Below are 26,425 nucleotides of genomic sequence, written 5' to 3'. Positions count from 1 at the left end.
ATACATTAATTTTTTATAGCATAACTAAGCATTTTTAAACAATAAAAAACACCTCGCCCTTTATAGGACGAAATGTAAAATTTCGTTATGCCACCCATGTACATATTCTCAATAAGATACAGACTTTTTAAAATCGATATCCTGTCCTTTTAACGGTAGACTTTCCGTATATCCCTACAAAATTTTCGGAATATCATCTCAAAGACCCATTCATTAATGGCTACAGTATTTGGCTCACACCTACCCAAATTCGCTGGAACTAAACTCCATTAACTACTATCTCTTATCATAGATTTTAACTTTAATATAATTATATGGGTATATATACATTATGGCTACATTCATTTATAAGCATATATATCTATATAAAATAACTATATTATCTTTACTTCATAATACTCTCATATACTCTCTATTATAATTTCCTATTTATTCTTTTTTTATAGCTTTTAAGGCTACATCAATGCCTTCTTGAGAAAGACCTTTTGCTTTCCCTACATTTCCTTCAAGAATTCTCCAACAATAATTATGTATTTCAACAGAATTTTTAAATTCTCCTTTTTTCCACCTATTTAATTCTGAAACTATATATGAATCATTTTTCAACATCTCAATTCCTAAATCAATATTTTCTAAAGTTACCGCTTGTTGTCCCCATTTAACTCCATCAGATGAAACAATTAAATTGTTACTCATCTGATGTACAAAATCATAATCTTTAACAATCTGTTTTTGTTCTTCCTTACTTTCTATATCTTTAATTTCACTTAACGTTTCTTTGGCAGCCTCATTTACAGACCCAAAATTTTTATTAAATAAATTATAAGCAAAAAATCCTATAACAGCTATAAGTAAAACACTATTTACTATCACAACTACTTTAACTAGTTTCCTTTTATTTTGTACTGCCTGTGCACTTTCTTTATATTCCCCTTTTTCTTCATCCATCCCTACTCATACCTCCCTAAATATAATAATATAATTGGAAAACCTTTACAATTATATATTAACATAAAATATTAATATAGGGAATATTTATGACCTATTCTATAAATGTTAATCAAATTCAGGTATTATGAAAACAAGAGCGTAAATAATATAGCTTGAATGATACGTTTGCTCAATTAATTAACTACATCTCATATAAGTCTACTTATAAAATATAGCAGATATCAGAAAATTAGATCCATATTCTTCATTTTCAATAATCCCATTGTTTCCCCACGTTCCCAATTTAGCTTCAACTGCTAAAGGACGTAGGTCACCGTAAACTGAAAAGACGCCTTTAGTCCAAACCTTTTTATATCCTGATATTTTTATTAACTCTTTTATTTCCTTAAGGTTGTTTTTAGATTTTCTATTAACCTTTAAAATATCTTTGGATACTTTAAATAAATGTTTGTAAAATAATGTATCTTCACAGTAATGTGCAAATACTAAACAATTAACATCACCATTTATCTTTATATTTCCTTTAAGAATAACCTCATATCTGTCAGCTATTTTATATGCATCCTTCATTATATCATCCATAAAAGACAACCTTCTTTCTTTACATATTATCTATTATTATAGTTTCTCTTATGCTTTATATATCTATTCATAATCACCCTTCAATTTTATTATTACAATTCAATTACCAATACTTTACATAATTCAAACTTTTTCTTTAAAATATCTAATGGATAAAATGAGCAAATTAACTATGATTTAATTTTAAGCTCATCACTTTTTCCTTGTTAAAAGTTACTTTATTTTATATTTTTTACATATTCTATTATTTTTGTAGCCGTATTTATATTAATAAAATCAATTTTATCACCATATGTTTTTAACATAAGCTTATCATCATCTGATAGTTCTTCTGGTTTCTTTTTAGCAATTCCTAACTTTAGCATTGCCATCATTACTCTGTGTATTAAACTTAACTTTTTATAATCAATTCGACCTCTTAAGTGAAAAAAAGTAATTTCTCTTTGTATATCTGCAGAAAAATTTTTATCTATTGCCGGTTTAAAAATACTCTTATCTTCAGTAGGTGATAATCCAACTGTAAATACAATAATATTTTTATTTTTCAACTTATGAAAATTCTTAGAAATTATGGCTGAGCCACCTATGCCCCCAGCATAAAGACCGCCTCCAAATATAATATTATTATATTCTAGTAGTTTATCCACTTTAACTTCATTAACCTCATAAATATCAGCTTCTAATTTCTTAGCTATCCACTGAGCATAAACTTTTGTACTACCATACTTAGATTTATAAACTATAACACTTTTACTCATTTTAAAACCCCTTTTACACCCTCAATATTAGCCTATTATTTTTAATTTTCTTTTATTATCATGCTATGCTCTGGCTTATTTGATGGTTCATTTACTCTAATTATACTCTACCCTTACTTTCAATACAATATTTGTGAATTTATTGAACCATTCTATATTGCTCTGACTTATATAATAACTAAATAACTAAATAACTATACTATAATCTAATATTTCTGAAATATATATATCTTATCCATACCTTTAGCTAACATATTTAAAAATACAAAAGGGTGTCGATAAAATCGACACCCTTTTTTGTATAGCTTTAGTTTTCTATAGCCAACTACTATTTAAACTTTCTTTTTCTAGCAGCTTCTGATTTCTTTTTCTTTTTAACACTTGGCTTTTCATAGTGCTCATTTTTCTTAAAATCAGCAAGAATTCCTGTCATTGCACAGTTTTTCTTGAATCTTCTTAATGCACTTTCTATTGTTTCATTTGCTCCAACTTTAATTTCTGACATTCTATATCCCTCCCTACATTAGCGTAAATCATTATCTAATTCACAACTTTTGTTTGCTGAATTCAGCCTATATTGATTATACATTATAAACTATGCTACTGTAAATACTATATTTACTTATAGCTGAATATAATTTTCTCAAGATGTAATATTTCCTATTCATATTTTAGATAATTACTTCTTTAAAATATCTTTTTAGACTGTGCTAAATACATAAAATCTTCTTTATTATTAAGGAAATAAAAGCAATTTCTATTAAACAAGACGCTCTAAAAAAGATGCACTCGCATTAAAAACATTTGAATTTATGTAAAATATAGCATGTGGATATTATTAAAGTGTTATTTGTTTCTTACTATTTCCACCAAGTCGCAGTTACTCTTAACTGAAAATACGTTTGCTTTTAAAACCAGCGACATCCAAGGTCGTAGAAGAAATAAATATAGGTTATATATTTTTTTGGCTTATTAAATTTAAGTATTATGTAAAGTTAAATTAATTATTATGAAAATAAACAAGGGGTATTTTGAAAACACATTGAGGGTGTTTTCAAAACAAGAAAGTAAATAATATAACTAAATAATACAATTAAAATTATATTATTTACAACAACATAAATAATACTAATTATAAAAATTAAAATTTATTATTAGTAACTAAAAAAGTTTATAAAGTTTTTTAAAAAAATTAATTACTTCATATATTTAAGTGAGCCATAAAAAATATAGGAGTAAATTTCACCTCTATTACTCCCTTTTATTTAAAAACATTGTATTGTTTACCTATTTTATGTTAATATCTGTTGGATATATTTCTTAAGCAACTATATACATATATAAATTAATTCTATTTAATAAAAATTATTAGAACTATAAAAGGAGAATAAAATGAAAAAATTATTATTAATATTATGCTTAGTTACTAGCGTATCACTATTTTCATGTTCTAAAGGCGAAACTAATAAAGATATTCAAGATAAAAAACTTATTCAAGAAGATGTCAATTCGGATAAAATATCTTCACCAAAATCAGATGATTTATATAGTTTTGAAATAGTATTAAATGGTGTAGATTATAATCTACCTATTGCATTTTCAGAATTAGAAAAAAACGGTTGGGTAATTAAAGAAGCTGACTTAATTAATCTAGAACCTTCTCAACACACATTAGGAACAATACTGAAAAATGGAGATAAAGAAATAAATTCATATATATTTAACTCTAGCGAAAACGTACAATCAGCTGATAAATGTATAGTTGGTGGTATTGCTATAGATGAATATTATGCAGAAAATGGATTAAAACTAGTTTTACCTAAAGGCATAACTTTAGGAAGCTCAAAAGAAGAGGTGCTTTCAGCATACGGAGAACCTACTGATTCTTATGAATCTGAACTTTATACAAAGTTCACTTACGAAGTTAATACTTATAAAACTATTGATATCATGATAGATATTGAAACAAACAAGGTTTCACAAATTGATTTAAGAAATTTTAATGATTCACCAGATAAAACTAATTCATCTGAATCTGCTAATTCTAATGAATCAATTAGTAAATCATCAACCTATAAAGTTCCTAAGGAACTAACTGATGATTTACTAAGTTTTAATGTTAAATACGATGGTGTTTTATATAATGTACCTGTTCCATTTGCTGAACTTGAAAAAGATGGTTGGGTAATTGAGAGTGCTCCTTACGAAAAAATAGATGCTAAAGATACAGCCTTTGGGTTTATCTTAAGAAAAGGTAATATTTCATTAGATACGAATTTATATAATGAACTAGATACTTCAACTAGTTATAAAAACTGTTTAGTCACATCTTTTATTTCAAATGACACTGATACTAAATTGCCTATAGAATTGCCTAAAGGTATAAAAGTTGGTTCTACTCAGCAGGATGTGGAATCTGCTTTCTCTAATTTAGAAGTTGTTAAAGAAGATGATCCAAGCTATATTTCTTATACTTATACTAAAACTGTTCTACAAGAAATATCTATTTTTATTTCTAAAGAAACAAGTAAAGTATATAAAATTGAAGTTCAATATCTACCTTAAATAATATATTTATTTAATCACTAACAAATAAATTTTCACACATAAAAACAGCCTTCAGTTATTATATTGAAGGTTGTTTTTTATGTTTAATTATCTGCTTATTCAAATCTTTCCATAATCTTCAAGCAATAGCCTACTCGTTCAAGCTCTGCTCTATCTAATACTTCTCCTTCAGGCGGTCTTTCATTTAATTTAAAAACAATGCCAATCTGTCCTATTTGTTGATGAAATTGAATTCTATTCATTGGAATATTCATTCCAAATAAATCCGACATAATTTCTGCCGTAGCTTCATGACCAATTGCTGATATGAAACCCTTTTGTTTTATATATCTTTTAGCAGTATCAAGATCTATATCTTTTATACTATATAATCCATTTGTAGTAGCGACTGTTCCATTAAATAATCCAACAGGTAAATCCTCATTTTTCATAAACTATATGCTCCTCTTTACTTTCTTTCTTTATATTATACCATTTGTTACAATATGTAGAAATATTATCTTTTGAATTTTTCTGATATAAAATTCTACTTTTAATTTTTTCCAAATAATTTGTTATTAAGAAAGCTTTTTAAAAATAACTAGTAATATTCTTTAAAATCTCTAATTAAATAACGTTCTAAAATAAGTGAGCGACTAACTTGTTTCCCTCTTCATATACTTCAACGTTATATGAATTCCAAGCAGCGCTATAATCACCAGCAGCTGATATTGCAACTCTTATTTTAAAGGATGCTCCCTTATTTGTTTTAGAACTTTTTCCCCTATAAGTTACCTTATCTAATTTTAATACCATAGTTTCACCATCTAATAGTTTCATTTGCTCTCTTAAATATTTCAAATCACTTTGCAATTTAATTTTATCCTCTGCTGTTATAGGTGCTATTCCTGATTCACTTTTTTCATCAAAGGATATTAAGTTATTATAAATTTCTTGATTTTGATTTACATAAGCATATAATAAATCATTAGCAAAATCTAATTCTTTATATTCCCCAGGAACATATGATTTTGAAAGTTGATCATCATAAATATCTGTATTTGCTTTAACTTCACTTAAATTTTTGCTTGAAGTATATATTTTGCCAAGAGCCACAAATGAAGTTATTACTTCTGGTATTTCCTCTACAACCTTTTGCTCTTCTTGAATATTTTCTTCATTTTTAGATAAGTCATTAGAACTTTTACTACTACAACCAGCTATATTCAATATAATTATTGAAAAAATAATTAATAAGGATATTTTTTTTATAGTCATATAATAGAGCTTTTTTAAAATAGCAAGTCAAAATCTTTGACTCGCTATTTTCTTTCAGCTCACTCCCTCCCTTATATTTTTTTTCTATCACTCTTTTTCTTTAAAAGCATTCCTGTATTTAGTGTCTCTTTCTTTCCAATTTTCTCACTATCTATAGTTACATTATTATCTTGCTTCTTATATTTTTTATTATTTTTTCTAGGCGTATGCTCATTAACTTCTAAGTCTATAGCCTCTTCAGTTTTTATCTTTAAATCTTCATTTATACTTGCTTCTTTATTCATGCTTTTTTTCTTAGTCTTCTCTTTATAAACTTTAGATTTGTTTTTCTTTCTATTTCTAAAGTATTTGCTAAAGTCTAAATTCAATCTTCTATAAGCTATATCTAACATAAATAAAATAATGCTAATTACTAGAAGTGGTGTTACTGTGTTAATTTTATTATATTCTTTTTCTAAATCTCCTGTAAACACTTCTTCTGGTTTGTTTATAAATGACCCTTTTGTTTCTTTTACTACAGTATCTAGTTTTTGTACATTGTTATTAAATTTAAATTCTTGTGAGTATTGAAGTGCAAATCCCCCTTTATAGTTGTTTTTAACTGTACCCTCTTCTTCTTCTCTTATGCTAAAATTATAAAATCCTAAATCTTCTAATGGAATATTTGCTTCAAATTTACCTGGCTGTGTTTGCGTTAATTCAAAGTCTCCTTTTTTATCATTTTCTCCATTGTATAAACCCTTAACTTTAGCATCTTTACTAATTTTATCATTGTAGAACTCAACTTTCGCTTCATTTCCTTCTTGTGTTACACTAAGTCTTCCCTCTTCTCCATATTGTGGTATTGTATAGAAAATCATGTTCTTAACTAATTGAGCTCCATACTCCCAAGTTAAGTAGTTTCTACTCCATTGTCCACTTATATCGGATGTCCAAGATACTGTTTTTCCAAGACCATATTGCCTTGCAGCGAGTATTGGCTCATCATGATTTGATCTTAATATTTCTATAGCATCTTCTTTTATTGATGTTCCTATATATCCAAATAAGCTTGGGATTCCTTCTGAAGTTTTTACTCCCGACAAAATTTCATGGTTACTTAAAATACTTGGTGTAAATTCTTCATTTATTATATAAGTACCTGCAGATAGTAGTACTTCTTTTGCAAATATTCTAGGAATATCAGTGTACATATCTGTATAATAACTTCTCCCTTTTCCTACAGTTGCAAGGTCTCCTAAAAGTGTTTGGTTTGCACCTTCTCCTACTGCTACTGTTGAAAGTGTTATATTACTTGAATTAAACCCAGCTAAAAGTTCTGCATAAGCTGCATATGGCATTCCATCTTCTCCATCTGTTAAAAGAATTGTATGCTTAATTTTCGCATTACTTTCTTTTTGAATCTTATAGCCTGCATCTAAAGCTGGATATATAGATGTACCTCCTCTTATTTGAATTCCTGATATTTTTTCTTTTATAGCATTTTTATCTCCTACTTTTTGAAGTGGTACAACTTCTTCAAATGTATCATCAAATGCTATAAGAGATATTTCATCAACTTCTCTTAAATTTTCTAAAGCTTTCATTGCAGCTTCTTTTGCAAGTGTTAATTTACTTACACCGCCAGCTTCTCCACTCATGCTTCCTGATTTATCAATAATTAAGTTTAAACTTATTCCTGGGACTTCATTTTTTCCTGTTTTATCCATATTGACTGGTAAAACTTTTTCTAATGAGGTATCTTTATAACCTCCAAGTGCATAAGCTTCTTCTCCACCAAAGGATACAACCCCCCCACCATAATCTTTAACATAAGTTTCTACATTATCCATAAATCCATTATTCAAATCATCTTTATGAACATTATTTAAAATAATTGTTTTATACTCTAAAAATTCATTTAACTTCATTGGTGCTGACTTTGACCCTATTTTCTTTACATTTGCTCCAGCTTCACTTAGAATTTTTTCTAAAGCTTCTGATTCTCCAAGCTTTCCGTTAATTAATAAAATTGTAGGCTTATCTACTACATTAGTAAAAGCACTAAATTCATTATTTATTTTCGAAGTATCACCTTCAGCTTCGATTAAAACCCTATATCCTTTAAAGCCTCCACTTGTTTGCTTATCTTTAAATACAAAAGCATTTTTACCTTTTTGTATTTGAACATCCTGTTCTCCTACTTTATCTCTTCCTGAAAACAGTATAAGTTTTGCCTTTGCTGCATAATTTGATTGCAGATCTATTTGAACTGAAAATTCCTCTCCAACTGAAATATTATCTGGAACTTTTACATTATCAACGTAAACTTCATCTCCAGCTTTAGTAGTTACTTTATTTATTTTAAAATCTATATTTTGTTCATTTATAAGAGGAATAGCTTTTAAAATGTCCCCTTGATTTTCTTCACCATCAGTTATTAAAACTATTCTTTTTGAAGTTCCTTTTTTAAATAAAGCTAATGACGATTCTACAGCCTCTTGTATATTAGTTGCACTAACTACTGGGTTTTCATTTATTGATTTGTATTCTTTTTTCTTATTTAAAACTTTATCTATTTTAGAGTTATCTCCAAAAATAACAACTCCTGATTTATTTCCCTTTGGTATTTCTTTTAAGGCATTATTTATAAATAACTCTCCCGATTCCTTAAAATCTCCCATACTTTCTGATACATCTAATATAAATACTGTTGAAACATTTCTTCCCTTAAAATTTAAACTAATATTTGTAAAAGCGCCTACTAAAAGTGTAAATATTATTATTCTGCTTATTAATATTACCCAGTCATTTTTGCTTGCTGGTTTATGTTTCTTAAAGGTAGAATACATAAAGGCAAAAATTATCGGAATTAATATTAAAGCATATAAGTTTCCTATTTCTAAATTCATATAACCTACCTCCTAATTTCCTCTTTTATACATAACCCATTCATAACCTACTATCAACATTGCTAAAAGTATTATAAAAGGTTCAATGTTTATTCCTCTTTTTAAGTCACCCTTTACCTTACTTAAGCTTTCTGTTTCACCTGCTACTTCCGAATTTGTATTACTTTCTTTTTCACTTGGGAAGTTTACTGAAAACAATTCTTTTTCTTCCCCTAAGTTTAATTTATATAATCCTAAATTCTTTTCTTCTTTTATTTCATCTCCAGATTTTATGGCTAATACTTCTCCATTTGGATAAGTTACTTTAAGTTCTTCATCTAAAGAACGTCCCTTAGCTACAACTTTTTCGCCACATTTAAAATTACTTTTATAAAGCATTCCACTGGAAATTAAATCTTCTCCTAATTCATATATTAAAATTGGGAACTCTTTTTTTAAAGCTAAATCACTATTATGAAGATCAAAGGTTAATGCTGCTATTTGTCTTCCTTCAAATTCGCCTTTAAATCCAATTGCACTTTCATCTACAGATAAAAATCCTCTACCCCAATAAGGTACTTCTAATTTACCATATTTAGATAATGTGAATTTTATTGATTCTAAGTAACTTGATAATTCTCCCGGCACTGCTGTTGCCTCTCCTATTTCTCCACCTTCTAAAACCTTGAAAAAATTATTTGAAGTTGGATTAATAAATAAGATACTTCCTTTGCTTGGCATCACCTCTGGTTTAACATTATCAAATACATAAAGATCGTAATTATCTCCCTCACTTAAGTTTGATACATCATTAGTTTTAAATACTTCTGTATTTTGAATGCTACCAAAAGCTTTTTCTAAAAATACATTTTCTGTAGTTACGATTAATACTCTTTTTATTTTTGTATTACCTATAACATGATAATATAAATTATCTTCTAAATTTATATCTTTTCTTGAAAGCTCTCCCTTTAAATATTCTCCTTTAAATTGTTCTAACTCAAAACTTAAAGTTTTCTTTTCACCTTCTGCTAAAGATAAAGTTTCAACCTTTATTAGATCATCTCCATTATAAAGTGAAAAATCTCCTTCATAACTTCCAGTTCCTCTATTTGAAACTGTAGCTATAATTTTCATGTTTTCTCCAATAACTTTATGTGATATATTATCTACAGATCCATTGCTTCCAATGTTCCCCAGCGAAACTACCTTCCCATTTACATCACCTAAGCTAACATCTTTATCTGTAAATATTAATGTTTCGTATTCTTCTCCAATACCTTCTCCAACAGCCTTAACTAAAGATACAACATCATTTATATCACCAGAACCATAACTTTGTGTTATTTTATTAATCGTTTCAGTGGATATATCTTTGCTAGGTTCTCCGCTTAATAATAAATTTCCACTTCCATCAAAGTTAACTATATAAGCATTTGTCCCATCTTTTGCAGAATTTAAAAATTCTTTTGCTAAATCTTTACCATTTTCAAGTCTAGTTTTTTCATTATAAATTGTACTCATACTTGCAGTGTTATCTAGAACTATAATTACATTTTTATAACTTTCTCCACCAAACTTTAAAAATGGTTTCATTAATGCAAATATTATTAGTAGTAATATTAATAATTGCAATAAAAACATTATATTTTTTCTAAACTTTTCCCAAGGTGTAGTGGCTCTAGTGTTTTTATAAACTTCTTTCCATAATAAAGATGAAGATATAACTTCTTCTTTATATTTCCTCTTCAATATATAAAGCATTATAAGTAGAGGAACTGTTATTAATAAAAATAATGGCCAAAGACTTGTAAATCCCATAAATCAATTCCTCCCCTAATAAAGTACTCTTTTTTTGCTAAAATCATTTAATATTATTTCTTCTATAGATTTAGATGAGCTTACACTTATAAGCTTTCCCCCATATTTTTTCACTAAAGATTCTATTTCTTTGTTATATTTCTTTAAAGAATTTTTGTAATCTTTAATTATACTTGGTGTTAAACTCATTTTTAAGTTTTCATTAGTTTCAGAATCTATAAATGTTATTTCATTATTAAACTGTGGGTTTATCTCTTCTTCTGCTAATATTTGAACTAATATAATTTCTTGCTTTTTAAAAGCTAAATATTTAAGTCCCTCTTCTAAAGTTTCTAGTCCATTATTATTTAGAAAATCTGAAACTACAATTGATATTCCTCTTGAGTTTAAATTTCTTTTTTTAATACTTTGAGATAAATCTGTAGATCCATCAAATTCCATAGACTCTAGTTCTTTTAATATTCTTTGAAACCCCTTATTTCCTGTAGCACTTTTTAAAGATTTAACAGTCCCACTTTCCATTGTATTTATATTTACTCTATCTAAATTATTTAGTGCAATATAACTTAAAGCTCCAACTACTTTTAGTGCTGTATCTTTTTTGTTTACTTCACCATAATCCATAGATTTACTTTTATCTATAAAGAAATTAAACACACCTTCTCTCTCTTCCATAAATACCTTTATAAAAAACTTATCAAACCTTCCATAGGCATTCCAATCAATTCTTCTAAAATCGTCACCAGCTGCATATTCTCTATAATCTGAAAATTCAACAGAAACTCCTTTAGCTTTAGATTTTCTTCCTCCCTGGGTTCCACTTGAAAGTTTAAAATTAATATGCATATTAATTTTGTTTAGCTTTTTAAAGAAGTCCTCATTAAATATTTTCACACTCATTTTTTACACAACCTTTAAGTCTTCTAGTATTTTATCTATAATACTTTCCTCTGTTATACCTTCTGTTATTGCATCAAAATTTAGTATTATTCTATGTTTTAAAATTGGGTATGAAAGTGCTTTTATGTCATCAAAAGAAACATTAAACCTACCATCCATAACTGCTAAAACTTTAGCTCCACTTATTATTCCTTGTGCCGCTCTTGGGCTTGCTCCAGCTTCCACATATTGTTTTGCAAGGTCATGTCCATCTTCTATTTCAGGGTGAGTTCCAAGAATTAATTTAAGTGCAAACTCTTTAACAGCATCTGCGATTTTAACTTCTCTAATTATTTCTCTAATTTCTAAAATTTCACTACCTTCTAAAACGTTCTTTATTTCAACTTTGTTATTACTTAAAGTTAAATCCATAATAGCTTTAAGCTCATTTAAATTTGGGAAATCCACATTTATTTTAAATAAAAATCTATCTAATTGAGCTTCCGGTAAGGGATATGTCCCCTCTTGTTCTATTGGATTTTGAGTTGCAAGAACCATAAATGGTTTTGACATTTCATAAGTTGTTTTTCCAACTGTTACTGTTTTTTCTCCCATAGCTTCCAAAAGAGCAGATTGTGTTTTTGGAGTTGCTCTATTTATTTCATCTGCAAGTAAAAGATTTGTAAATATAGGTCCCTTCTCAAATTTAAATACAGTATTATTATTTTCTTTAACTACTAAATTTGTTCCAACAACATCTGCAGGCATTAAATCTGGTGTAAATTGAATTCTTGCAAAATCAAGGTTTAAAACACGTCCTATAGTTTTAACAAGCTGTGTTTTACCCATTCCAGGCATACCTTCTAAAAGAACATTTCCATCTGCAAAAATTGCAACTAAAACATTTCTTATAACCTCTTTTTGTCCTATAATTCCTTTTCCAATTTCCTCTTCACATTTCCTTATTTTTTCTGCAACTTCTTTTAACATGTTTTCATTTATATCCATTATTATTCCTCCCATCTAATATCTCTTGTAAATCTAAATAACAAGTCAGTATTTTTTTATATTCTATATGTGAGATCTAAACACAAGCACTAATTCAACCCTTCAAAATACTCTTTTATTAAGTCTTTTAAACTTTCTGGCAAATTACTATTATTTGCACCTTCTAATGCACTATTTGTATAGTCACCAATAACTTTATCATAATTTGCTTTTGACCCATCTAAGTTTAATCCAGTTTTAGTTTCAACCTGCTGAGTGTCACCATTTTCATTTTTATTTCCTGTTAAATTACCATCAGTTCCCACATCTCTACCTGGAATAAAAATCTGTTCTCCACTTTTTTTCTCAGACTCTTTTTCTGTGCCATTTGTACTTCCAGTATTCCAGCCTCCACCTGCTCCACTTCCTTGACCTTGACCTTTGCCTTGACCCGAACCACTTCCTTCACCCTCGCCTGCTCCTGCTCCTGCTCCTGGTTGTTTACCTTCAGCAGGCTTTTTCCCTTTTTGCGAACTTTTCTTAAGTGAAGCTAATGCTTTTTCTAAATCTTCCTCATTAAGGTCTCCATCCAAAACTGAATCTGAAGCTTCTTCTAAAGCTTTTGCCAAATCTTCATCTGACATGTTTTGAGCGGCATTTTTTAATGAATTAGATAATTTACTTTTTTGTGCGCTACTCATTTTAGATAGTGACTTTTTCATTTCACCTAAAGCCTTTGCAATCTCATCTTTATTATCAGACATTAAAGCTTCTGCTAATTTTTTACTTTCTTCCTTTTTAGTTAACTCATTTACTATTTTATTTAAATCTTTTTTTGCTTCTTCTTCTTTCTTTTTATTAAAATCCTCTAATAAATTCTTCTTAACTTCATCTAATGATTTTTTTCCTTCCTCACTTTTTACTTTTTCTTTTTTATCATCTAATTTCTTCTCTAATCTTTCTAAAGTTTTATTAAGCTCTGCTTTTTTAGTGCCCTCTTTTAATTCCTTTTTAGCATCTTCTAAAATCTTTTTAATCTCTTTCTTTTCCTCTTCATCAAGATTTTCAAGTTTATCTACTTCTTTCATTTCTTTATCTATTTTTTTAACAACTTCACTTTTATATTTATTAAATTCTTTAATATTATCTGCATTTTTTTTTGCTACTGTAGGTATTATTGAAGTCATAAAACACATAGCAATTAATCCAACTATTAAATATAGCTGTTTTCTATCAGATTTTATTTTTAGATTATCTTTCAAATTATAGTTTTTAATAGCATTTATCGTATCTTCTTTTTGAGCCACTGAAATATTATCCTCTTCTCCAATTAATTCTAAGGAAGTAGTAACCCTTTCCTTTAGCCCTTTTGAATCTACAATTAATGCAACTCTACTTTTATTTGGTGCTTTAATAAACCCATAAATCAAAGTAGCAATCATTCCAATTACAACTATTATTATTAAAATTTCCTCTATATATGGAATTGTAATAAATAATGAAATTAATAATAAACAAAGACTTAAGCATAGTAGGAGTTTTAATCCCACTATGCTCAAATTCAGTAAGAAATTTACCTTTATTCTTTTAGATGCCTTATCTACAAAACTTGAAATAGCTTTATCTAAAGAATTCATACTCTTACCCCTTTATGATTTTTTTCTTTTAAAAATCTTTAAATTTCTTTTTGTATTTAATGGATTTAGTTTAATTACTGATAAATATATAAATACAACACTTAATCCTAATTGAATTGCTATTGATATATATTCTGCATATTTTGAAATATCCATACTAGGCACCATATAACCCATTTGGCCTACCATACCAACTTGATTACTAAGCATACTCATAAACCCTGTTGCAGGACTTAAGTAAACTATCCATGGTATCCCTGGATCTGCTCCATTACCTTTCATTCCTTCAACCATTAAAATTATAAATGCAATTATTAATGTTCCTATAAATATAAATAACACTAATGCATAAGTTAAGGCTGTTGCAACTTTTGAAGTTTTTGTGTAGGTTGATATAAATACACCAATCGAACCCACAAAAATTGTAGTCACTGCAAAGAACATTATTAATTGTATTATATTAGATATTCTTATTCCACCTGTTAATCCGCAAACTACATAAATAGGCATAGTGCATATTATAAGCATTATTACCTTAATTGAAGATGATGATAGTTTACCAATTATTATTTGAAACGGTGTTAGTTTACTTGATAATAGCATATCTAAAGTTTGTTTTTCTCTTTCTGAACATATAGCTGTCGATGTTAATGCAGGTACTATAAACATTAATAATACTGCTTGCCCAATAGCCATTCCAAAATATAGCATTACCGAACTTTGTAAATCTAATCCATTTGCATAAAATGTTTCTGAATATAAGTTATAAAACACTAATACCCCTGCTGATAATATAGCTATATATATAAATAGTAATATTGTAAACTTTGGAGTCCTAGCTGCTAGTTTACTTTCATTTCTTAAAACTGGATTTATTCTCATAATTTTTCACCCCTTTAATTATTATCATCTTCAGTTATTTGAATAAATACATCCTCTAGGTTTCCAACTGCCCTAGCATAGCCTATTACAGATACATCTTTAAGAACTAAAGCTTTTAAAAGGTCTTTTCCTTCTTTATCTCCACCAGATATATTTGCAGTTATTTTATTTCCATCCACTGAAATTTCTCCAACTTCTGGAATTTCTCTTAATGATTCAATAGCTTTTTCTACATTATCCATAACTGTAATAATATATGGAGATAAGCCTGCTGCTCTTGACATTATTTCATCAACAGTTCCATGACATACCACTGTTCCATTTTTAACTATTCCAATATTAGTACAAATTTCACCAAGTTCTGGAAGTATATGAGATGAAACTATTATTGTTTTCCCCATGTCTTTAAGATTTTTAAGAATTCCCTTCATTTCAAATCTCGCTCTTGGATCCATACCCGATGCTGGTTCATCTAATATTAGAAGTTCAGGATTGTGCACTAAGCATCTAGCTAAACATAGCCTTTGCTTCATTCCTCTTGATAACCCATCAACATTGCAATCATATTTATCTTGAAGGTTTACAAGTTCTAATAAATCCATTCCAAGTTTTCTCGCATCAATGCCTACAATTCCATAAATAGAGGCATAGAACTCTAAATACTCTATAGCTTTTAAATTGTCATATACACCAAAAAAATCTGGCATATATCCTATTTTATCTTTTAAAGCTTTATTATTCTTAATAGCATCAATGCCATCTACATAAACTTCGCCACTATCTGGTGAAAGTAATCCTGATATTATTTTCATTGTTGTACTTTTCCCAGCCCCATTTGGACCTATAAACCCAAATATTTCGCCTTTTTTAATTTCTAAATTCAATTTATTTAGAGCCTTAAATTTACCATAAGACTTTTCAAGATCTTTAATAACTAGCATTATTTCACCTTCCCCTTAATAGTTAACTTAGGAATTTGGCCTTCTGTAGCATCCTTAAGAACTACCTTTACTTTTATTTTATTATCAACTGAGTAATCTATTTCATTTGATAAAGTAATTTCCTTTGAAGAATCCAAGGCAATTTTTTCATACTCACTGTTTTTATAATTATAAACATAATATTCTGCACTACCTTTATTTCCTTGATTTCCATATCTACTTTCTGATTTATTAACATTTATATTTAAAATTGTAGTTTCATCATTTACTTTAAAACTATAAATCATTTCACCATCACCATAAATCAGTCCACTATGCTTATCTTCATTAGCACTTCCTGCAGTACTTTCAACTACACCTTTAAAATACCCTTGAGGGAAATTTGTATTTCCATCCTTATCTTTAAAATCGATTTCTGACCCCTGCACTAAAACTGTAGTATCATACTTAGATAAAGTCTTTTTACCAAACTCAATTCCATAATCTACTTCCATATCTGTTATTGCTATTAATTTAGATTCCGCATTAAATATAATTTCACTACTTAACATTTGAAGTACATTTCCATACCTAGTAATATTTTTAAATTCTTCTGATCTAACATCACCTTTTTTATTATACTTTACATCTACATATTTGCTTGCGAGTTCATCTCCATACATACTAACTCCTGACGCTTTAGATATTTCCAATTTATCTATACTTAATTCTTCACCTTTTTTTACAGTTCCCAAATCCCAAACATTTTCTCCTGATACTAGTATTAATTTATTTATATTACTATCTAAATTATTTTTAATTTTTCCATTTAGGTTTCCACCATCATAATTAAAGGTAGATTCTATTTTTGGTAAAATTTCTTCTTTCCCAGATATTTCAAATTGTTTCATTTCAAGAGCATTACTATCTTTGAATTCAAAGTAGGAATTATTATTTTTATACGCAGTTTTAACTCTTAATTTATCTAACACTTGTTCTTCTGGCATTCCATAATAACCATTACTAGCATCCATAAAATTCATTACTATATTTTGTGGCTTTTCTATAGTGACATCATCTTTATATTTAGTTCCAACCCCTACACATCCCTTCACTTGACCTTTTCCATCTTTATTTATATCAATAATATTTACTTGATTAACTATTAAATCATTAACTCTTGTAGAACTTCCAGTTAAATATATAACTAGAGCGAATCCTACTGCAAGTGTTGGAACTGCCACCCAAATCAAATCTCTCTTTTTCATTTTTTTAAGTACTATATATAGAACTATTCCAATAGTTAAAGCATATATTGCAATTATTATAGCTAAAGTCAAAACATTTACCACTTTATCTACTGGAATATTTTTAATTAAATTTTCTGTTTGATAATTGTAGTTCATACCACCATTCTTATATTTATCTCTCATATCACCAAAACTACTAACTAAAAGCTTATTCCAGATTTCTGATGCATCTTTTGAAGATATTAAAGGTTCTGTTCCTAAATCAAAAGTAGTAACTAATATTTCTCCTTTTCCCTTTTCTACAGAGTAAACTAGTTCCTGTCCTTGACTTCCAATCTTAACCTTTGAATTTTTAATTTCTAAACTTGATAATGTTAAATCCAAGCTGTCATTTACTAGTTTTACACTTTTATTTGAAGTTCCATTTGATTTAATCTCCAGTAAAGATTTATCAATTATTTTAACTGTCTTGCTTTCATTAACACCAGCACCAATAATTAAAGTTCCACCTTTATTTACCCAAGCATTTAAACTTTTATAATTTTCCTCACTAAAATTACCCATATTAAAATTATTAATAAATATTAAATCTAACCCATCTATATTTAAATGATTATCCCCTATGTTATCAATATCTAACTTAACCGTATCTAAAGCACCGGTTCTCCCACTTTGTATATCACCATAATTAACATAACTTAAATATCCAAGAGAAGTAAAATCATCTGTAAGCACGCCTGCAAATAAATTCCCTTCGCTTACTCTACCATTTGAAAAAATTATTTTTTGTTCTAAGACACTTTTACCATCTTCCATAATATTCACTGTAAATTTACTGTCAGTTTCAGGCATCCTAACTGGAATTATTGCCTGGCCACTTTCACCTTTAGCTATATTTACTGACCTGCTATATGAATCATATGATCCTGGAAGTCTACTAGGCACTCTTATTTCTATCTCACCTTTAAAATCTTTTTCTAAACTTTTCATGTCAACAGTAACTGGTACAAATTTCATAGCTCTATATTTTCCATCAATACCATAACTAACTTTAACTTCATATTTTCCTATCTCTTTATTTTTTGCACTAACATTTAAGGCTGGAAAAACTAAAGCCAAGGCTAAAATTAATGTTAAAGCAGTAAATAAATTTTTTTCAATAAATTTCTTCACTTTTAATCCCCCTAAGTTACATTTTTTTAACTTTATATGTATATTATAAAGTATTTATCCAAATATATCCTTAACAATTTCTTAATATTTTCTTATTTTTTCTCTTTATGTTTATATTTATATTTTTTCTTCTTATTATGCTACAAAAAAAAATGCTTTCAATATAGTTACTCATTCATGAGTATATCTACATTGAAAGCATTCTAAACTTATTTAATAGCTTCTTTTAAAGTATGCCATGCAATTACTGCACATTTAACTCTAGCTGGCATATTTGATATATTTTTAAATACAAATGCATCTTCTAAAACTTCCAGCGTCTCATCATCTGTTATTTCTCTTTTTATCATTCCAATAAAAGTTTCTACTAGTTTCATTGCTTCTTCTTTATTTTTTCCCTTTATTAAATCTATCATAATAGATGTTGATGCTTGTGATATAGCACAACCTTGGCCTGTAAATGCCATATCCTCGATAATATCTCCATTAAATTTTAATTCTAATGATATCTCATCTCCACAACTTGGATTATGACCTTTTTCACATACATTTGGATTCTCTAAGCTTCTTCTATTATGCTTTGATGAACTGTGCTCCATTATAAGTTCTGTGTATATTGAATTTAAATCCATTTAACTTACCTCCATTTTGAAAACATATTATAGGTACTTTTTATTACTTCTATTAATTTGTCTACATCTTCTTTTTTATTATAAAGATAAAAACTAGCTCTACAAGTTGAATTTATACCCATATATCTCATAAGAGGTTGAGCACAATGATTTCCAGCTCTAATTGCTACTCCATGACTATCAAATATTGATGCAACATCATGTGGGTGAACTCCCTCTATTTCAAAGGATATTACTCCACTTCTATTTTCTATTTTACTTGGCCCATAAACTGTTACATAAGGAAGCTTTTTAATTTCATCCATAGCATAAGTCATAAGTTCTTTTTCTATTTTAGCAATAGTTTCCATACCTATTTCTTCTAAATAATCTATAGCTACTTTAAGCCCAATTGCAGCTTCAACATTTTGGGTTCCACCTTCAAATTTAAAAGGTAACTCATCAAAAGTCGCTTCTTGCTCATATACATATTCAACCATATCTCCACCTAACATAAATGGCGGCATTTTTTGTAGTAATTCTTCTTTTCCAAATAGCACTCCAATTCCCATTGGTGCTAAAAGTTTGTGTCCAGAAAACACTAAGAAATCTACATCTAACTCTTGTACATCTACTTTCATATGTGGGATACTTTGAGCTGCATCTACTATAACTATAGAACCCTTTGAATGTGCATAATCTATAATTTCTTTTATGTTATTTATTGTTCCTAAAGCATTGGATACTTGAGCTACACTTACTATTTTTGTTTTCTCAGTAATTTTGCTTTTAATTTCATCAAGTGTTAATTCTCCAAATTCATTTGTGTACATATATTTAAGTGTTGCACCTTTAGCTTTTGCAACTCGTTGCCAGGGTATAAGGTTTGAATGATGCTCTGCAATAGATATAACAATTTCATCTCCAGCCTTAACACTATCCATTCCATATGAAAAAGCTAAAAGATTAAAGGCTTCTGTTGCATTTTTAGTGAAAATTACTTCTTTTGAAGTTTTCGCATTAATAAAACACTTAACAGTTTCTCTTGATTCTTCATAAGCTTTTGTAGCTTCAACACTTAAATAATAAGCTCCTCTATGAGGGTTTGCATTAATATTTTCATAATAATTTTTAATAGCTTCTATAACTACATTTGGTTTTTGAGTTGTTGCTGCACTATCTAAATAAACTAATCTATTCCCATTTACTTCTATATTTAAAGTTTTGAAATCTTTGGAGTAATCTCTAGTTTCCATTTGCTAACCTCTCCTTAATTTCAATTAGTATTTCATCTTTAATACAGTCATCTTTTATTTTATCTATTATAGGATTAAATGAAGCTTCAATTATTACTCTTCTTGCATCATCATAGCTTATTCCTCTTGTCATTAAGTAGAAAAGTTTATCCTCATCTATTTTTCCTGAAGATGCAGCATGTTGTCCTGAAACATCGTCTTCTGCGCAAAGTAATAATGGTAATGCCTTTGCTTTAACCTTAGGTGACAGCATCATGCAATATTCATCTTCTGCCCCAACACTTTTAGATGCTCCTTTTTTAAAATCTAAAGTTCCTCTAAATATTTTGCTAGCTTCATGATTTAAAGCACCTTTAGTTATTATTTCTGAATTAGTTCTTCTCCCTCTATGAGTCATAACATAATTCATATCTATAACTTTTTTATCTTCACCTAAATATATTGAAGATAATGTAGATTTTGCGTTTTCTTCAATTAAATCTCCATGATAATTTGTTACACTATATTTTCCACCAAGATCTATAGATACAAAATCAACTAAACCTCCATAGCTTATATCTGCTAAAGTCGAATCAAAATTAGCACTACTTTTATTTAGTAAATTAACCTTAATAACTTGTACTTCACTGTTATTTTCAGCAAATATTTTGCAAACTCCATTATGATATCCTTCGCTATTATCCATTGATTTATATTTAAGAACTATTTTACTTTTAGAATTTTCTTCTGCTACAATAATTATATTATCAACTAAAGTTTTATTTTCACTATCCATATTAAATTCAATTATTATAGGTTCAATAACCTTTGAGTTCTTTTCTATCTTTATTAAATATCCTTCATTAAATTCCTTTTCTCCTTGGTTTACAAGTTCTTCACTTGCCCCATAGATAAATTTTTTATTTAAAGGAAATATATCTTCTCTTTTTAATTTTTCTATACTAACGACCTTTGAATCTGCATTAATAAACTCCACATTGTTAAAAGCTTTTATTTCCGGCATTTCATAATCACCAAGGCTTACATCATTTACTTTAAGCCATGATTTTGTTCTTACAGGAGTTTTATTTAAATTATTAAATTGTATCTTATTCATATCCTTCACCCCTATCCTATACTTCCTTCTAATTCAAGTTTAATTAAATTGTTCATTTCTACTGCATATTCTAATGGTAATTCCTTTGATATAGGTTCAACAAACCCTCTTACCATCATAGATTTTGCTTCTTCTTCGCTTATTCCTCTAGTCATTAAATAGAAAATAGCATCATCACTAATTCTTCCTATTTTAGCTTCATGTCCAATTTCAATATTATCATTCATTAAATCAATAACTGGTATTGTATCTGATGATGATATATTATCAAGCATTAAAGATTCGCAAGAAACCATAGATTTTGAGTGATGAGCATTTGGATTTACTTTAACCACACCTCTATAAGTTGCTTTTCCACCATTTTTTGAAATTGATTTTGAATTAATTGTTGAAGAAGTATAAGGTGCTGCATGAATAACCTTTGCTCCTGTATCTAAGTTTTGTCCACTTCCTGCAAAAGAAACTCCTGTAAATTCAACTCTAGCCCCTTCGCCTCTTAATATGCTCATTGGGTATAACATGGATACTTTAGATCCAAATGAACCTGACACCCACTCTATTGTTGCATTTTTATCTACTAAAGCTCTTTTAGTATTTAAATTCATCATATTTTTAGACCAGTTTTCTATTGTACTATATCTTAAAGTTGCTCCTTCTTTTACAAAAAGCTCAACGCATCCGGCATGTAAATTTGTAGTGTTATATTTTGGTGCAGAGCATCCTTCTATAAAGTGAAGTTTAGCTCCTTCGTCTACTATTATTAGTGTATGTTCAAATTGTCCAGCTCCTGGTGAATTTAATCTAAAGTATGATTGCAAAGGAATATCCACTTCAACACCTTTAGGGATATATACAAATGATCCTCCAGACCAAACTGCTCCATGCAGGGCTGCAAATTTATGATCATTTGGTGTAACACATTTCATAAAATATTCTTTTACAATATCTTCATAATCTCTTACCGCACTTTCCATATCAGTATATATTACACCTTGTTTAACTAAATCTTCTCTTATACTATGATAAACTACCTCTGAATCGTATTGAGCTCCAACACCTGCTAAAGATTTCTTTTCAGCTTCTGGTATTCCAAGTAGATCAAAAGTTTTCTTTATATCATCTGGAACATCATCCCATTTTTCAGCTAATTTTGTTTTAGGCCGTACGTAAGTTACTATATTATCCATATCAAGATCATCTAAATTTGGACCCCATGATGGCATTGCTATTTTATTATAAACTTCTAAGGACTTTAATCTAAATTCTCTCATCCATAAAGGTTCATTTTTCTCCTTAGATATAGTTTCTACAGTTTCTTTATTTAATCCCTTTTCAGTTTTAAAACTAAAGGTATCTTCATTTTTAACGTCATATATACCTCTATCCATTTCATCAACTTCTGTTCTTTTTTTCATTTCCATACTTTTTCACCTCCAATTTATAAATTAATTATTTTTATATGATTCGTATCCATTTTTTTCTATTTCATCTGCTAATGTACTACCTCCAGTTTTAACTATTTTTCCATCTACTAAAATATGAACATAGTCTGGCTTTAAGTTTTCTAATATTTTTGTATTATGAGTAATAATTAATACAGCTGTTTCTTCATTTGAAAATATTTTAATACCTTGTGAAACTATTTTAATAGCATCTACATCTAATCCTGAATCTGTTTCATCTAATATTGCAAGTTTAGGTTTTAACATAAGCATTTGCAGTATTTCATTTTTCTTCTTTTCTCCACCTGAGAAACCTACATTTAAGTATCTCTTTGCATATTCTGTATTAATTTTTAAATCTTCCATATTTGTTTTTAAATCTTTACTGAATTTTAAGAACTTAAGTAAATTTCCATCAATTGAATTTTTAGCAGTTTTTAAAAAGTTCTCCACTGTAATTCCAGGTATTTCTTCTGGATATTGGAAAGATAAAAATAATCCACGTCTTGCTCTTTCATCAGTTTTAAGATTATTTATATTTTCTCCATCAAATATAATTTCTCCATTAACTTGTCTATATCTTGGATGAGCCATTAGAGCATTTGCTAAGGTTGACTTTCCTGCTCCATTTGGTCCCATTATTACATGTATTTCGCCTTTATTTATTTCAAGGTTTAACCCCTTTAATATTTCTTTTTCCTCTACCTTTGTTTTTAAGTTCTCTATTTTTAATAAATTATTATTCATAATTAATCGCTCCCTTATCTAAAACTATCCCGACTACTTCACTCGGCTTTCTTTATTTATATCTTAGCATAATACTAAGGATTAAGTAAAGTATTATTTTAATGATTTTAAACAAAAATAATTATTATTAAGTGATAGCTATTAATTATTTGTGTTTTTCTATAAAACTACTATTATATTAATTACAACCACTAAAGTATTTATAATTTCATCGAATAATAGGTATATATTTACTAATTAGTTTTCAATATTTATAAATATTAAAAATACCTCCAATTATTAGTGGCTCTAATAATTGGAGGTATTTAAATCTACTATTAAATTCTTCTATCATCTATCCGATAATTCTACTTTTCAGTATGTTCCTTAGAGCATAAAACTTTTAAATATCTCCTTAAAATTCTCTATTTCCATTGGAGACATTCTTATTCTTTTTAATTTAAATTCGCCTGTTTTTATATTAGCTAATCCACATTCTGTTGCAACTGCGCCTTCTAGTCCTAATTCCTTTGCCACCTGTATTGTTTCATCATCATATCTCCCAACAGTATAACAAAGATATTTACTATGTACACCACATTTTCCTTTTAGAAAATCTTTTCCTTCTTTAATAATACTTACTTTCATTATCCCTACTTAATTTATTTAATTCTTGATGTTTTGATGTATGATTTTCTATTCCCATACCCTTGCTTAACATTTCTTTAAGCATAGTTGAATTCATATACCATGAGTCTACATCTGTTTTATCTGTAATTATAAAAAATGTAGCTTTCATATTATTATTCATTAAAGCTTTAAATCCAGCTGTATAATTATCTGCATAACCGTCATCAAAAGTAATAGCTACTGGTCTTTTAGGTATATTTCCGGTCTTTAAAGACTTAACAACATCCTCCATTAGCATAGTAAGTAGAGTTTTTAGAGGTAACCTTCATAAATATCCTCCCAGATAATAACACTATCATTGTTAAAAAAATTATAATTTTAATTAATGCTTAGAAATGGTACTATTGCCTTAATACCTGGAATTTTCGTAGGCTTACTTATGTTTACTCCGCTTATAATATCTACAGTAATACATAAGAAATATAAAAGTCATATAGATAAATTAGTAACACTTACAAATGATTTAAATTCATTAATAGGTTTAATATATATCTTAATATAAAAGGCAGAGATGAAAGCTCTGCCCAGAATAATATTAAATTTTATATAGATTCATTAATCTCCAAGGGAAGCTACTTGTAAATCAAAGCAAAGTTTTACTCCCGCTAAACTACCTGGTACAATTGATTGAACTCTTACTGAAGTTAAATCAGCTGCAGTAATTGCAGCTTCTTGGTTTGGTGCTACAACTATATTTATGGTGCTTGGACCAGCTACTGTAAAATTTATAGAAGTATTTGATGATAAATTTTGTACTTTTACTGTTCCACGTGCAATATTACCACCAGTTGATTGATAAGCTATTACAACAGTATTTGTAGCTATTGTTCTTAAACTAAATTGTTCCTTAACAAAATCATCACAACAAATACTTTCTATATCACATTCTTTAACTTTTCTATCACAAAGATTTGGACCTTGATGATCTCTACACCCATTTCTTTTCATATTTTCTTCCATATTAAAATCTCTCCTTATGCATTTAGATTAATATTTTGTCTTAATATATAATATTACATAATCATAATTTTGTTACACAAAATTATGATTATGTAATTTAATTTTTGTTAATAACCAATTATTTTTTATAATAAAAATACCTTCTTATCAATATTTAAATTGATAAGAAGGTATCCATAATTAATAAAACTTTACTTAATTTAAGAGGATTATTCATCAAAGCCTTCTGGGAATTATGCATTATGATAAACTTCTTGGACATCATAATCTTCATCAACATTAGTCTTTTTTTTTCATTTCCATACTTCTTCACCTCCAATTATATAAATTAATTATTTTTATAAGATTCATATCCACTTTCTTCTATTTCAGTTTCTAATGTGCTATTACTAGTTTTAACCATTTTCCCATCTACTAAAATATGAACATAATCTAGCTTTAAGTTTTCTAATATTTTTGTATTATGAGTAATAATAAGTACCGCTGTTTCTTCATTTGAAAACATCTTAATTCCTTGTGAAACTATTTTTATAGCATCTACGTCTAAACCCGAATCCGTTTCATCTAATATTGCAAGTTTAGGTTTTAACATAAGCATTTGTAGTATTTCATTTTTCTTTTTTTCTCCACCTGAGGAACCTACATTTAAATATCTTTTTTCATATTCTGTATTAATTTTTAAATCTTCCATATTTGGTTTTAAGTCTTTACTGAATTTTAAAAACTTAAGTAAGTTTCCATCAATTAAATTTTTTGCAGTTTTTCAAAAATTTTCAACAGTTATCCCAGGTATTTCTTCTGGGTATTGGAAAGATAAAAACAATTCACGTCTTGCTCTTTCATCATTTTTAAGATTATTTATATTTTCTCCATCAAATATAATTTCTCTATTAACTTGTCTATATCTTGGATGAGCCATTAGAGCATTTGCTAGTGTTGACTTTCCTGCTCCATTTGGTTCCATTATTACATGTATTTCGCCTTTATTTATTTCAAGGTTTAATCCCTTTAATATTTCTTTTTCCTCTACCATAGTCTTTAGGTTCTCTATTTTCAATAAATTATTATTCATAATTAAATTCTCCTTTATCTAAAAAAATAATAAATCA

At 28.1% G+C, this 26,425-nt stretch carries 23 protein-coding genes, 1 pseudogene and 1 other annotated feature; of the genes and pseudogenes, 1 reads left to right on the top strand and 23 read right to left on the bottom strand.

Features of this window, described 5'->3' with window-relative positions; genetic code table 11:
- Positions 1–60 precede the first annotated feature (60 nt).
- Positions 61–299 (bottom strand) — a binding site (T-box leader).
- A 130-nt stretch (positions 300–429) separates the two neighbouring features.
- The 4 genes from J1C67_RS13550 to rpsU all read right to left on the bottom strand — a co-directional run bounded on the left by J1C67_RS13550 (position 430) and on the right by rpsU (position 2,796).
- Positions 430–948: a DUF6241 domain-containing protein gene (locus tag J1C67_RS13550; RefSeq protein WP_167867077.1), complete on the bottom strand. Its 519-nt coding sequence runs from the start codon at positions 946–948 to the stop codon at positions 430–432.
- A 201-nt stretch (positions 949–1,149) separates the two neighbouring features.
- Positions 1,150–1,533, bottom strand: coding sequence for a hypothetical protein (locus J1C67_RS13545; RefSeq protein ID WP_089965546.1), 384 nt, complete (start codon positions 1,531–1,533; stop codon positions 1,150–1,152).
- A 218-nt stretch (positions 1,534–1,751) separates the two neighbouring features.
- The gene (locus J1C67_RS13540) at positions 1,752–2,291 is read right to left on the bottom strand and encodes a flavodoxin domain-containing protein (protein WP_167867078.1); all 540 of its coding nucleotides are present in this window, start codon (positions 2,289–2,291) and stop codon (positions 1,752–1,754) included.
- A 328-nt stretch (positions 2,292–2,619) separates the two neighbouring features.
- A complete protein-coding gene (gene rpsU, locus J1C67_RS13535) occupies positions 2,620–2,796 on the bottom strand; it encodes a 30S ribosomal protein S21 (RefSeq protein WP_089965540.1) in 177 nt (58 codons plus the stop codon).
- Between the two features lie 887 nt (positions 2,797–3,683).
- Here rpsU and J1C67_RS13530 point away from each other — a divergent pair.
- A complete protein-coding gene (locus tag J1C67_RS13530; protein WP_089965537.1) occupies positions 3,684–4,856 on the top strand; it encodes a hypothetical protein in 1,173 nt (390 codons plus the stop codon).
- A 98-nt stretch (positions 4,857–4,954) separates the two neighbouring features.
- Here J1C67_RS13530 and J1C67_RS13525 read toward each other — a convergent pair whose 3' ends face one another.
- From J1C67_RS13525 to sufC (J1C67_RS13435), 19 genes and pseudogenes are all read right to left on the bottom strand, one after another.
- On the bottom strand, positions 4,955–5,290 hold the full coding sequence (locus J1C67_RS13525; protein WP_089965535.1) for a YddF family protein: 336 nt from the start codon (positions 5,288–5,290) through the stop codon (positions 4,955–4,957).
- A 187-nt stretch (positions 5,291–5,477) separates the two neighbouring features.
- Positions 5,478–6,116 (bottom strand): hypothetical protein, encoded by a 639-nt coding sequence (locus J1C67_RS13520; RefSeq protein ID WP_089965533.1) that lies wholly within the window; start codon positions 6,114–6,116, stop codon positions 5,478–5,480.
- A 71-nt stretch (positions 6,117–6,187) separates the two neighbouring features.
- Entirely contained in the window at positions 6,188–9,007 is a 2,820-nt protein-coding gene (locus J1C67_RS13515) for a VWA domain-containing protein (protein WP_167867079.1), read from the bottom strand.
- Positions 9,008–9,019: 12 nt separating this feature from the next.
- Positions 9,020–10,807 (bottom strand): vWA domain-containing protein, encoded by a 1,788-nt coding sequence (locus tag J1C67_RS13510; protein WP_167867080.1) that lies wholly within the window; start codon positions 10,805–10,807, stop codon positions 9,020–9,022.
- A gap of 15 nt (positions 10,808–10,822) precedes the next feature.
- Positions 10,823–11,707 carry a DUF58 domain-containing protein gene (locus J1C67_RS13505; RefSeq protein WP_089965525.1) on the bottom strand — a complete coding sequence of 295 codons (885 nt, stop codon included), beginning with the start codon at positions 11,705–11,707 and terminating at the stop codon, positions 10,823–10,825.
- A 3-nt stretch (positions 11,708–11,710) separates the two neighbouring features.
- The gene (locus J1C67_RS13500; RefSeq protein ID WP_089965523.1) at positions 11,711–12,694 is read right to left on the bottom strand and encodes an AAA family ATPase; all 984 of its coding nucleotides are present in this window, start codon (positions 12,692–12,694) and stop codon (positions 11,711–11,713) included.
- An 89-nt stretch (positions 12,695–12,783) separates the two neighbouring features.
- The gene (locus J1C67_RS13495) at positions 12,784–14,310 is read right to left on the bottom strand and encodes a pectinesterase (protein ID WP_167867081.1); all 1,527 of its coding nucleotides are present in this window, start codon (positions 14,308–14,310) and stop codon (positions 12,784–12,786) included.
- 12 nt (positions 14,311–14,322) lie between these two features.
- Positions 14,323–15,192, bottom strand: coding sequence for an ABC transporter permease (locus J1C67_RS13490; protein ID WP_089965518.1), 870 nt, complete (start codon positions 15,190–15,192; stop codon positions 14,323–14,325).
- 14 nt (positions 15,193–15,206) lie between these two features.
- Positions 15,207–16,133 (bottom strand): ABC transporter ATP-binding protein, encoded by a 927-nt coding sequence (locus J1C67_RS13485; RefSeq protein ID WP_089965515.1) that lies wholly within the window; start codon positions 16,131–16,133, stop codon positions 15,207–15,209.
- The gene (locus J1C67_RS13480) at positions 16,133–18,535 is read right to left on the bottom strand and encodes a hypothetical protein (RefSeq protein WP_089965513.1); all 2,403 of its coding nucleotides are present in this window, start codon (positions 18,533–18,535) and stop codon (positions 16,133–16,135) included. The genes J1C67_RS13485 and J1C67_RS13480 overlap by 1 nt, the downstream gene beginning before the upstream one ends.
- Positions 18,536–18,744: 209 nt before the next feature.
- Positions 18,745–19,167 (bottom strand): Fe-S cluster assembly sulfur transfer protein SufU, encoded by a 423-nt coding sequence (gene sufU, locus J1C67_RS13475; protein WP_089965511.1) that lies wholly within the window; start codon positions 19,165–19,167, stop codon positions 18,745–18,747.
- A 5-nt stretch (positions 19,168–19,172) separates the two neighbouring features.
- Entirely contained in the window at positions 19,173–20,402 is a 1,230-nt protein-coding gene (locus J1C67_RS13470; protein WP_167867082.1) for a cysteine desulfurase, read from the bottom strand.
- Positions 20,392–21,498, bottom strand: a complete 1,107-nt coding sequence (gene sufD / locus J1C67_RS13465) for a Fe-S cluster assembly protein SufD (protein WP_167867083.1) — start codon at positions 21,496–21,498, stop codon at positions 20,392–20,394. The genes J1C67_RS13470 and sufD overlap by 11 nt, the downstream gene beginning before the upstream one ends.
- An 11-nt stretch (positions 21,499–21,509) precedes the next feature.
- A complete protein-coding gene (gene sufB, locus J1C67_RS13460) occupies positions 21,510–22,919 on the bottom strand; it encodes a Fe-S cluster assembly protein SufB (RefSeq protein ID WP_167867084.1) in 1,410 nt (469 codons plus the stop codon).
- A gap of 24 nt (positions 22,920–22,943) precedes the next feature.
- Positions 22,944–23,687, bottom strand: a complete 744-nt coding sequence (gene sufC, locus J1C67_RS13455; protein WP_167867085.1) for a Fe-S cluster assembly ATPase SufC — start codon at positions 23,685–23,687, stop codon at positions 22,944–22,946.
- A 366-nt stretch (positions 23,688–24,053) separates the two neighbouring features.
- Positions 24,054–24,314 (bottom strand): polysaccharide deacetylase family protein, encoded by a 261-nt coding sequence (locus tag J1C67_RS13450; protein ID WP_167867086.1) that lies wholly within the window; start codon positions 24,312–24,314, stop codon positions 24,054–24,056.
- Positions 24,295–24,594: a polysaccharide deacetylase family protein gene (locus J1C67_RS13445; RefSeq protein WP_167867087.1), complete on the bottom strand. Its 300-nt coding sequence runs from the start codon at positions 24,592–24,594 to the stop codon at positions 24,295–24,297. Before J1C67_RS13445 ends, J1C67_RS13450 begins: the two co-directional genes overlap by 20 nt.
- 317 nt (positions 24,595–24,911) lie before the next feature.
- Positions 24,912–25,316: an S-Ena type endospore appendage gene (locus tag J1C67_RS13440; protein WP_167867088.1), complete on the bottom strand. Its 405-nt coding sequence runs from the start codon at positions 25,314–25,316 to the stop codon at positions 24,912–24,914.
- 328 nt (positions 25,317–25,644) lie between these two features.
- Positions 25,645–26,388 (bottom strand): annotated as a pseudogene (gene sufC / locus J1C67_RS13435) (Fe-S cluster assembly ATPase SufC).
- Between the last annotated feature and the right edge of the window lie 37 nt (positions 26,389–26,425).

This window comes from Clostridium gasigenes (assembly GCF_017348895.1).
Lineage (GTDB): Bacteria > Bacillota > Clostridia > Clostridiales > Clostridiaceae > Clostridium > Clostridium gasigenes.
The sequence above is the reverse complement of the archived record's forward strand: the minus strand, read 5'-3'. Positions and strand labels throughout refer to the sequence as shown.

Coding starts and splice junctions, on each gene's coding strand:
- J1C67_RS13550 (WP_167867077.1), bottom strand. CDS start 948: ATGGATGAAGAAAAAGGGGAATATAAAGAAAGTGCACAGGCAGTACAA.
- J1C67_RS13545 (WP_089965546.1), bottom strand. CDS start 1,533: ATGGATGATATAATGAAGGATGCATATAAAATAGCTGACAGATATGAG.
- J1C67_RS13540 (WP_167867078.1), bottom strand. CDS start 2,291: ATGAGTAAAAGTGTTATAGTTTATAAATCTAAGTATGGTAGTACAAAA.
- rpsU (WP_089965540.1), bottom strand. CDS start 2,796: ATGTCAGAAATTAAAGTTGGAGCAAATGAAACAATAGAAAGTGCATTA.
- J1C67_RS13530 (WP_089965537.1), top strand. CDS start 3,684: ATGAAAAAATTATTATTAATATTATGCTTAGTTACTAGCGTATCACTA.
- J1C67_RS13525 (WP_089965535.1), bottom strand. CDS start 5,290: ATGAAAAATGAGGATTTACCTGTTGGATTATTTAATGGAACAGTCGCT.
- J1C67_RS13520 (WP_089965533.1), bottom strand. CDS start 6,116: ATGACTATAAAAAAAATATCCTTATTAATTATTTTTTCAATAATTATA.
- J1C67_RS13515 (WP_167867079.1), bottom strand. CDS start 9,007: ATGAATTTAGAAATAGGAAACTTATATGCTTTAATATTAATTCCGATA.
- J1C67_RS13510 (WP_167867080.1), bottom strand. CDS start 10,807: ATGGGATTTACAAGTCTTTGGCCATTATTTTTATTAATAACAGTTCCT.
- J1C67_RS13505 (WP_089965525.1), bottom strand. CDS start 11,707: ATGAGTGTGAAAATATTTAATGAGGACTTCTTTAAAAAGCTAAACAAA.
- J1C67_RS13500 (WP_089965523.1), bottom strand. CDS start 12,694: ATGGATATAAATGAAAACATGTTAAAAGAAGTTGCAGAAAAAATAAGG.
- J1C67_RS13495 (WP_167867081.1), bottom strand. CDS start 14,310: ATGAATTCTTTAGATAAAGCTATTTCAAGTTTTGTAGATAAGGCATCT.
- J1C67_RS13490 (WP_089965518.1), bottom strand. CDS start 15,192: ATGAGAATAAATCCAGTTTTAAGAAATGAAAGTAAACTAGCAGCTAGG.
- J1C67_RS13485 (WP_089965515.1), bottom strand. CDS start 16,133: ATGCTAGTTATTAAAGATCTTGAAAAGTCTTATGGTAAATTTAAGGCT.
- sufU (WP_089965511.1), bottom strand. CDS start 19,167: ATGGATTTAAATTCAATATACACAGAACTTATAATGGAGCACAGTTCA.
- J1C67_RS13470 (WP_167867082.1), bottom strand. CDS start 20,402: ATGGAAACTAGAGATTACTCCAAAGATTTCAAAACTTTAAATATAGAA.
- sufD (WP_167867083.1), bottom strand. CDS start 21,498: ATGAATAAGATACAATTTAATAATTTAAATAAAACTCCTGTAAGAACA.
- sufB (WP_167867084.1), bottom strand. CDS start 22,919: ATGGAAATGAAAAAAAGAACAGAAGTTGATGAAATGGATAGAGGTATA.
- sufC (WP_167867085.1), bottom strand. CDS start 23,687: ATGAATAATAATTTATTAAAAATAGAGAACTTAAAAACAAAGGTAGAG.
- J1C67_RS13450 (WP_167867086.1), bottom strand. CDS start 24,314: ATGAAAGTAAGTATTATTAAAGAAGGAAAAGATTTTCTAAAAGGAAAA.
- J1C67_RS13445 (WP_167867087.1), bottom strand. CDS start 24,594: ATGCTAATGGAGGATGTTGTTAAGTCTTTAAAGACCGGAAATATACCT.
- J1C67_RS13440 (WP_167867088.1), bottom strand. CDS start 25,316: ATGGAAGAAAATATGAAAAGAAATGGGTGTAGAGATCATCAAGGTCCA.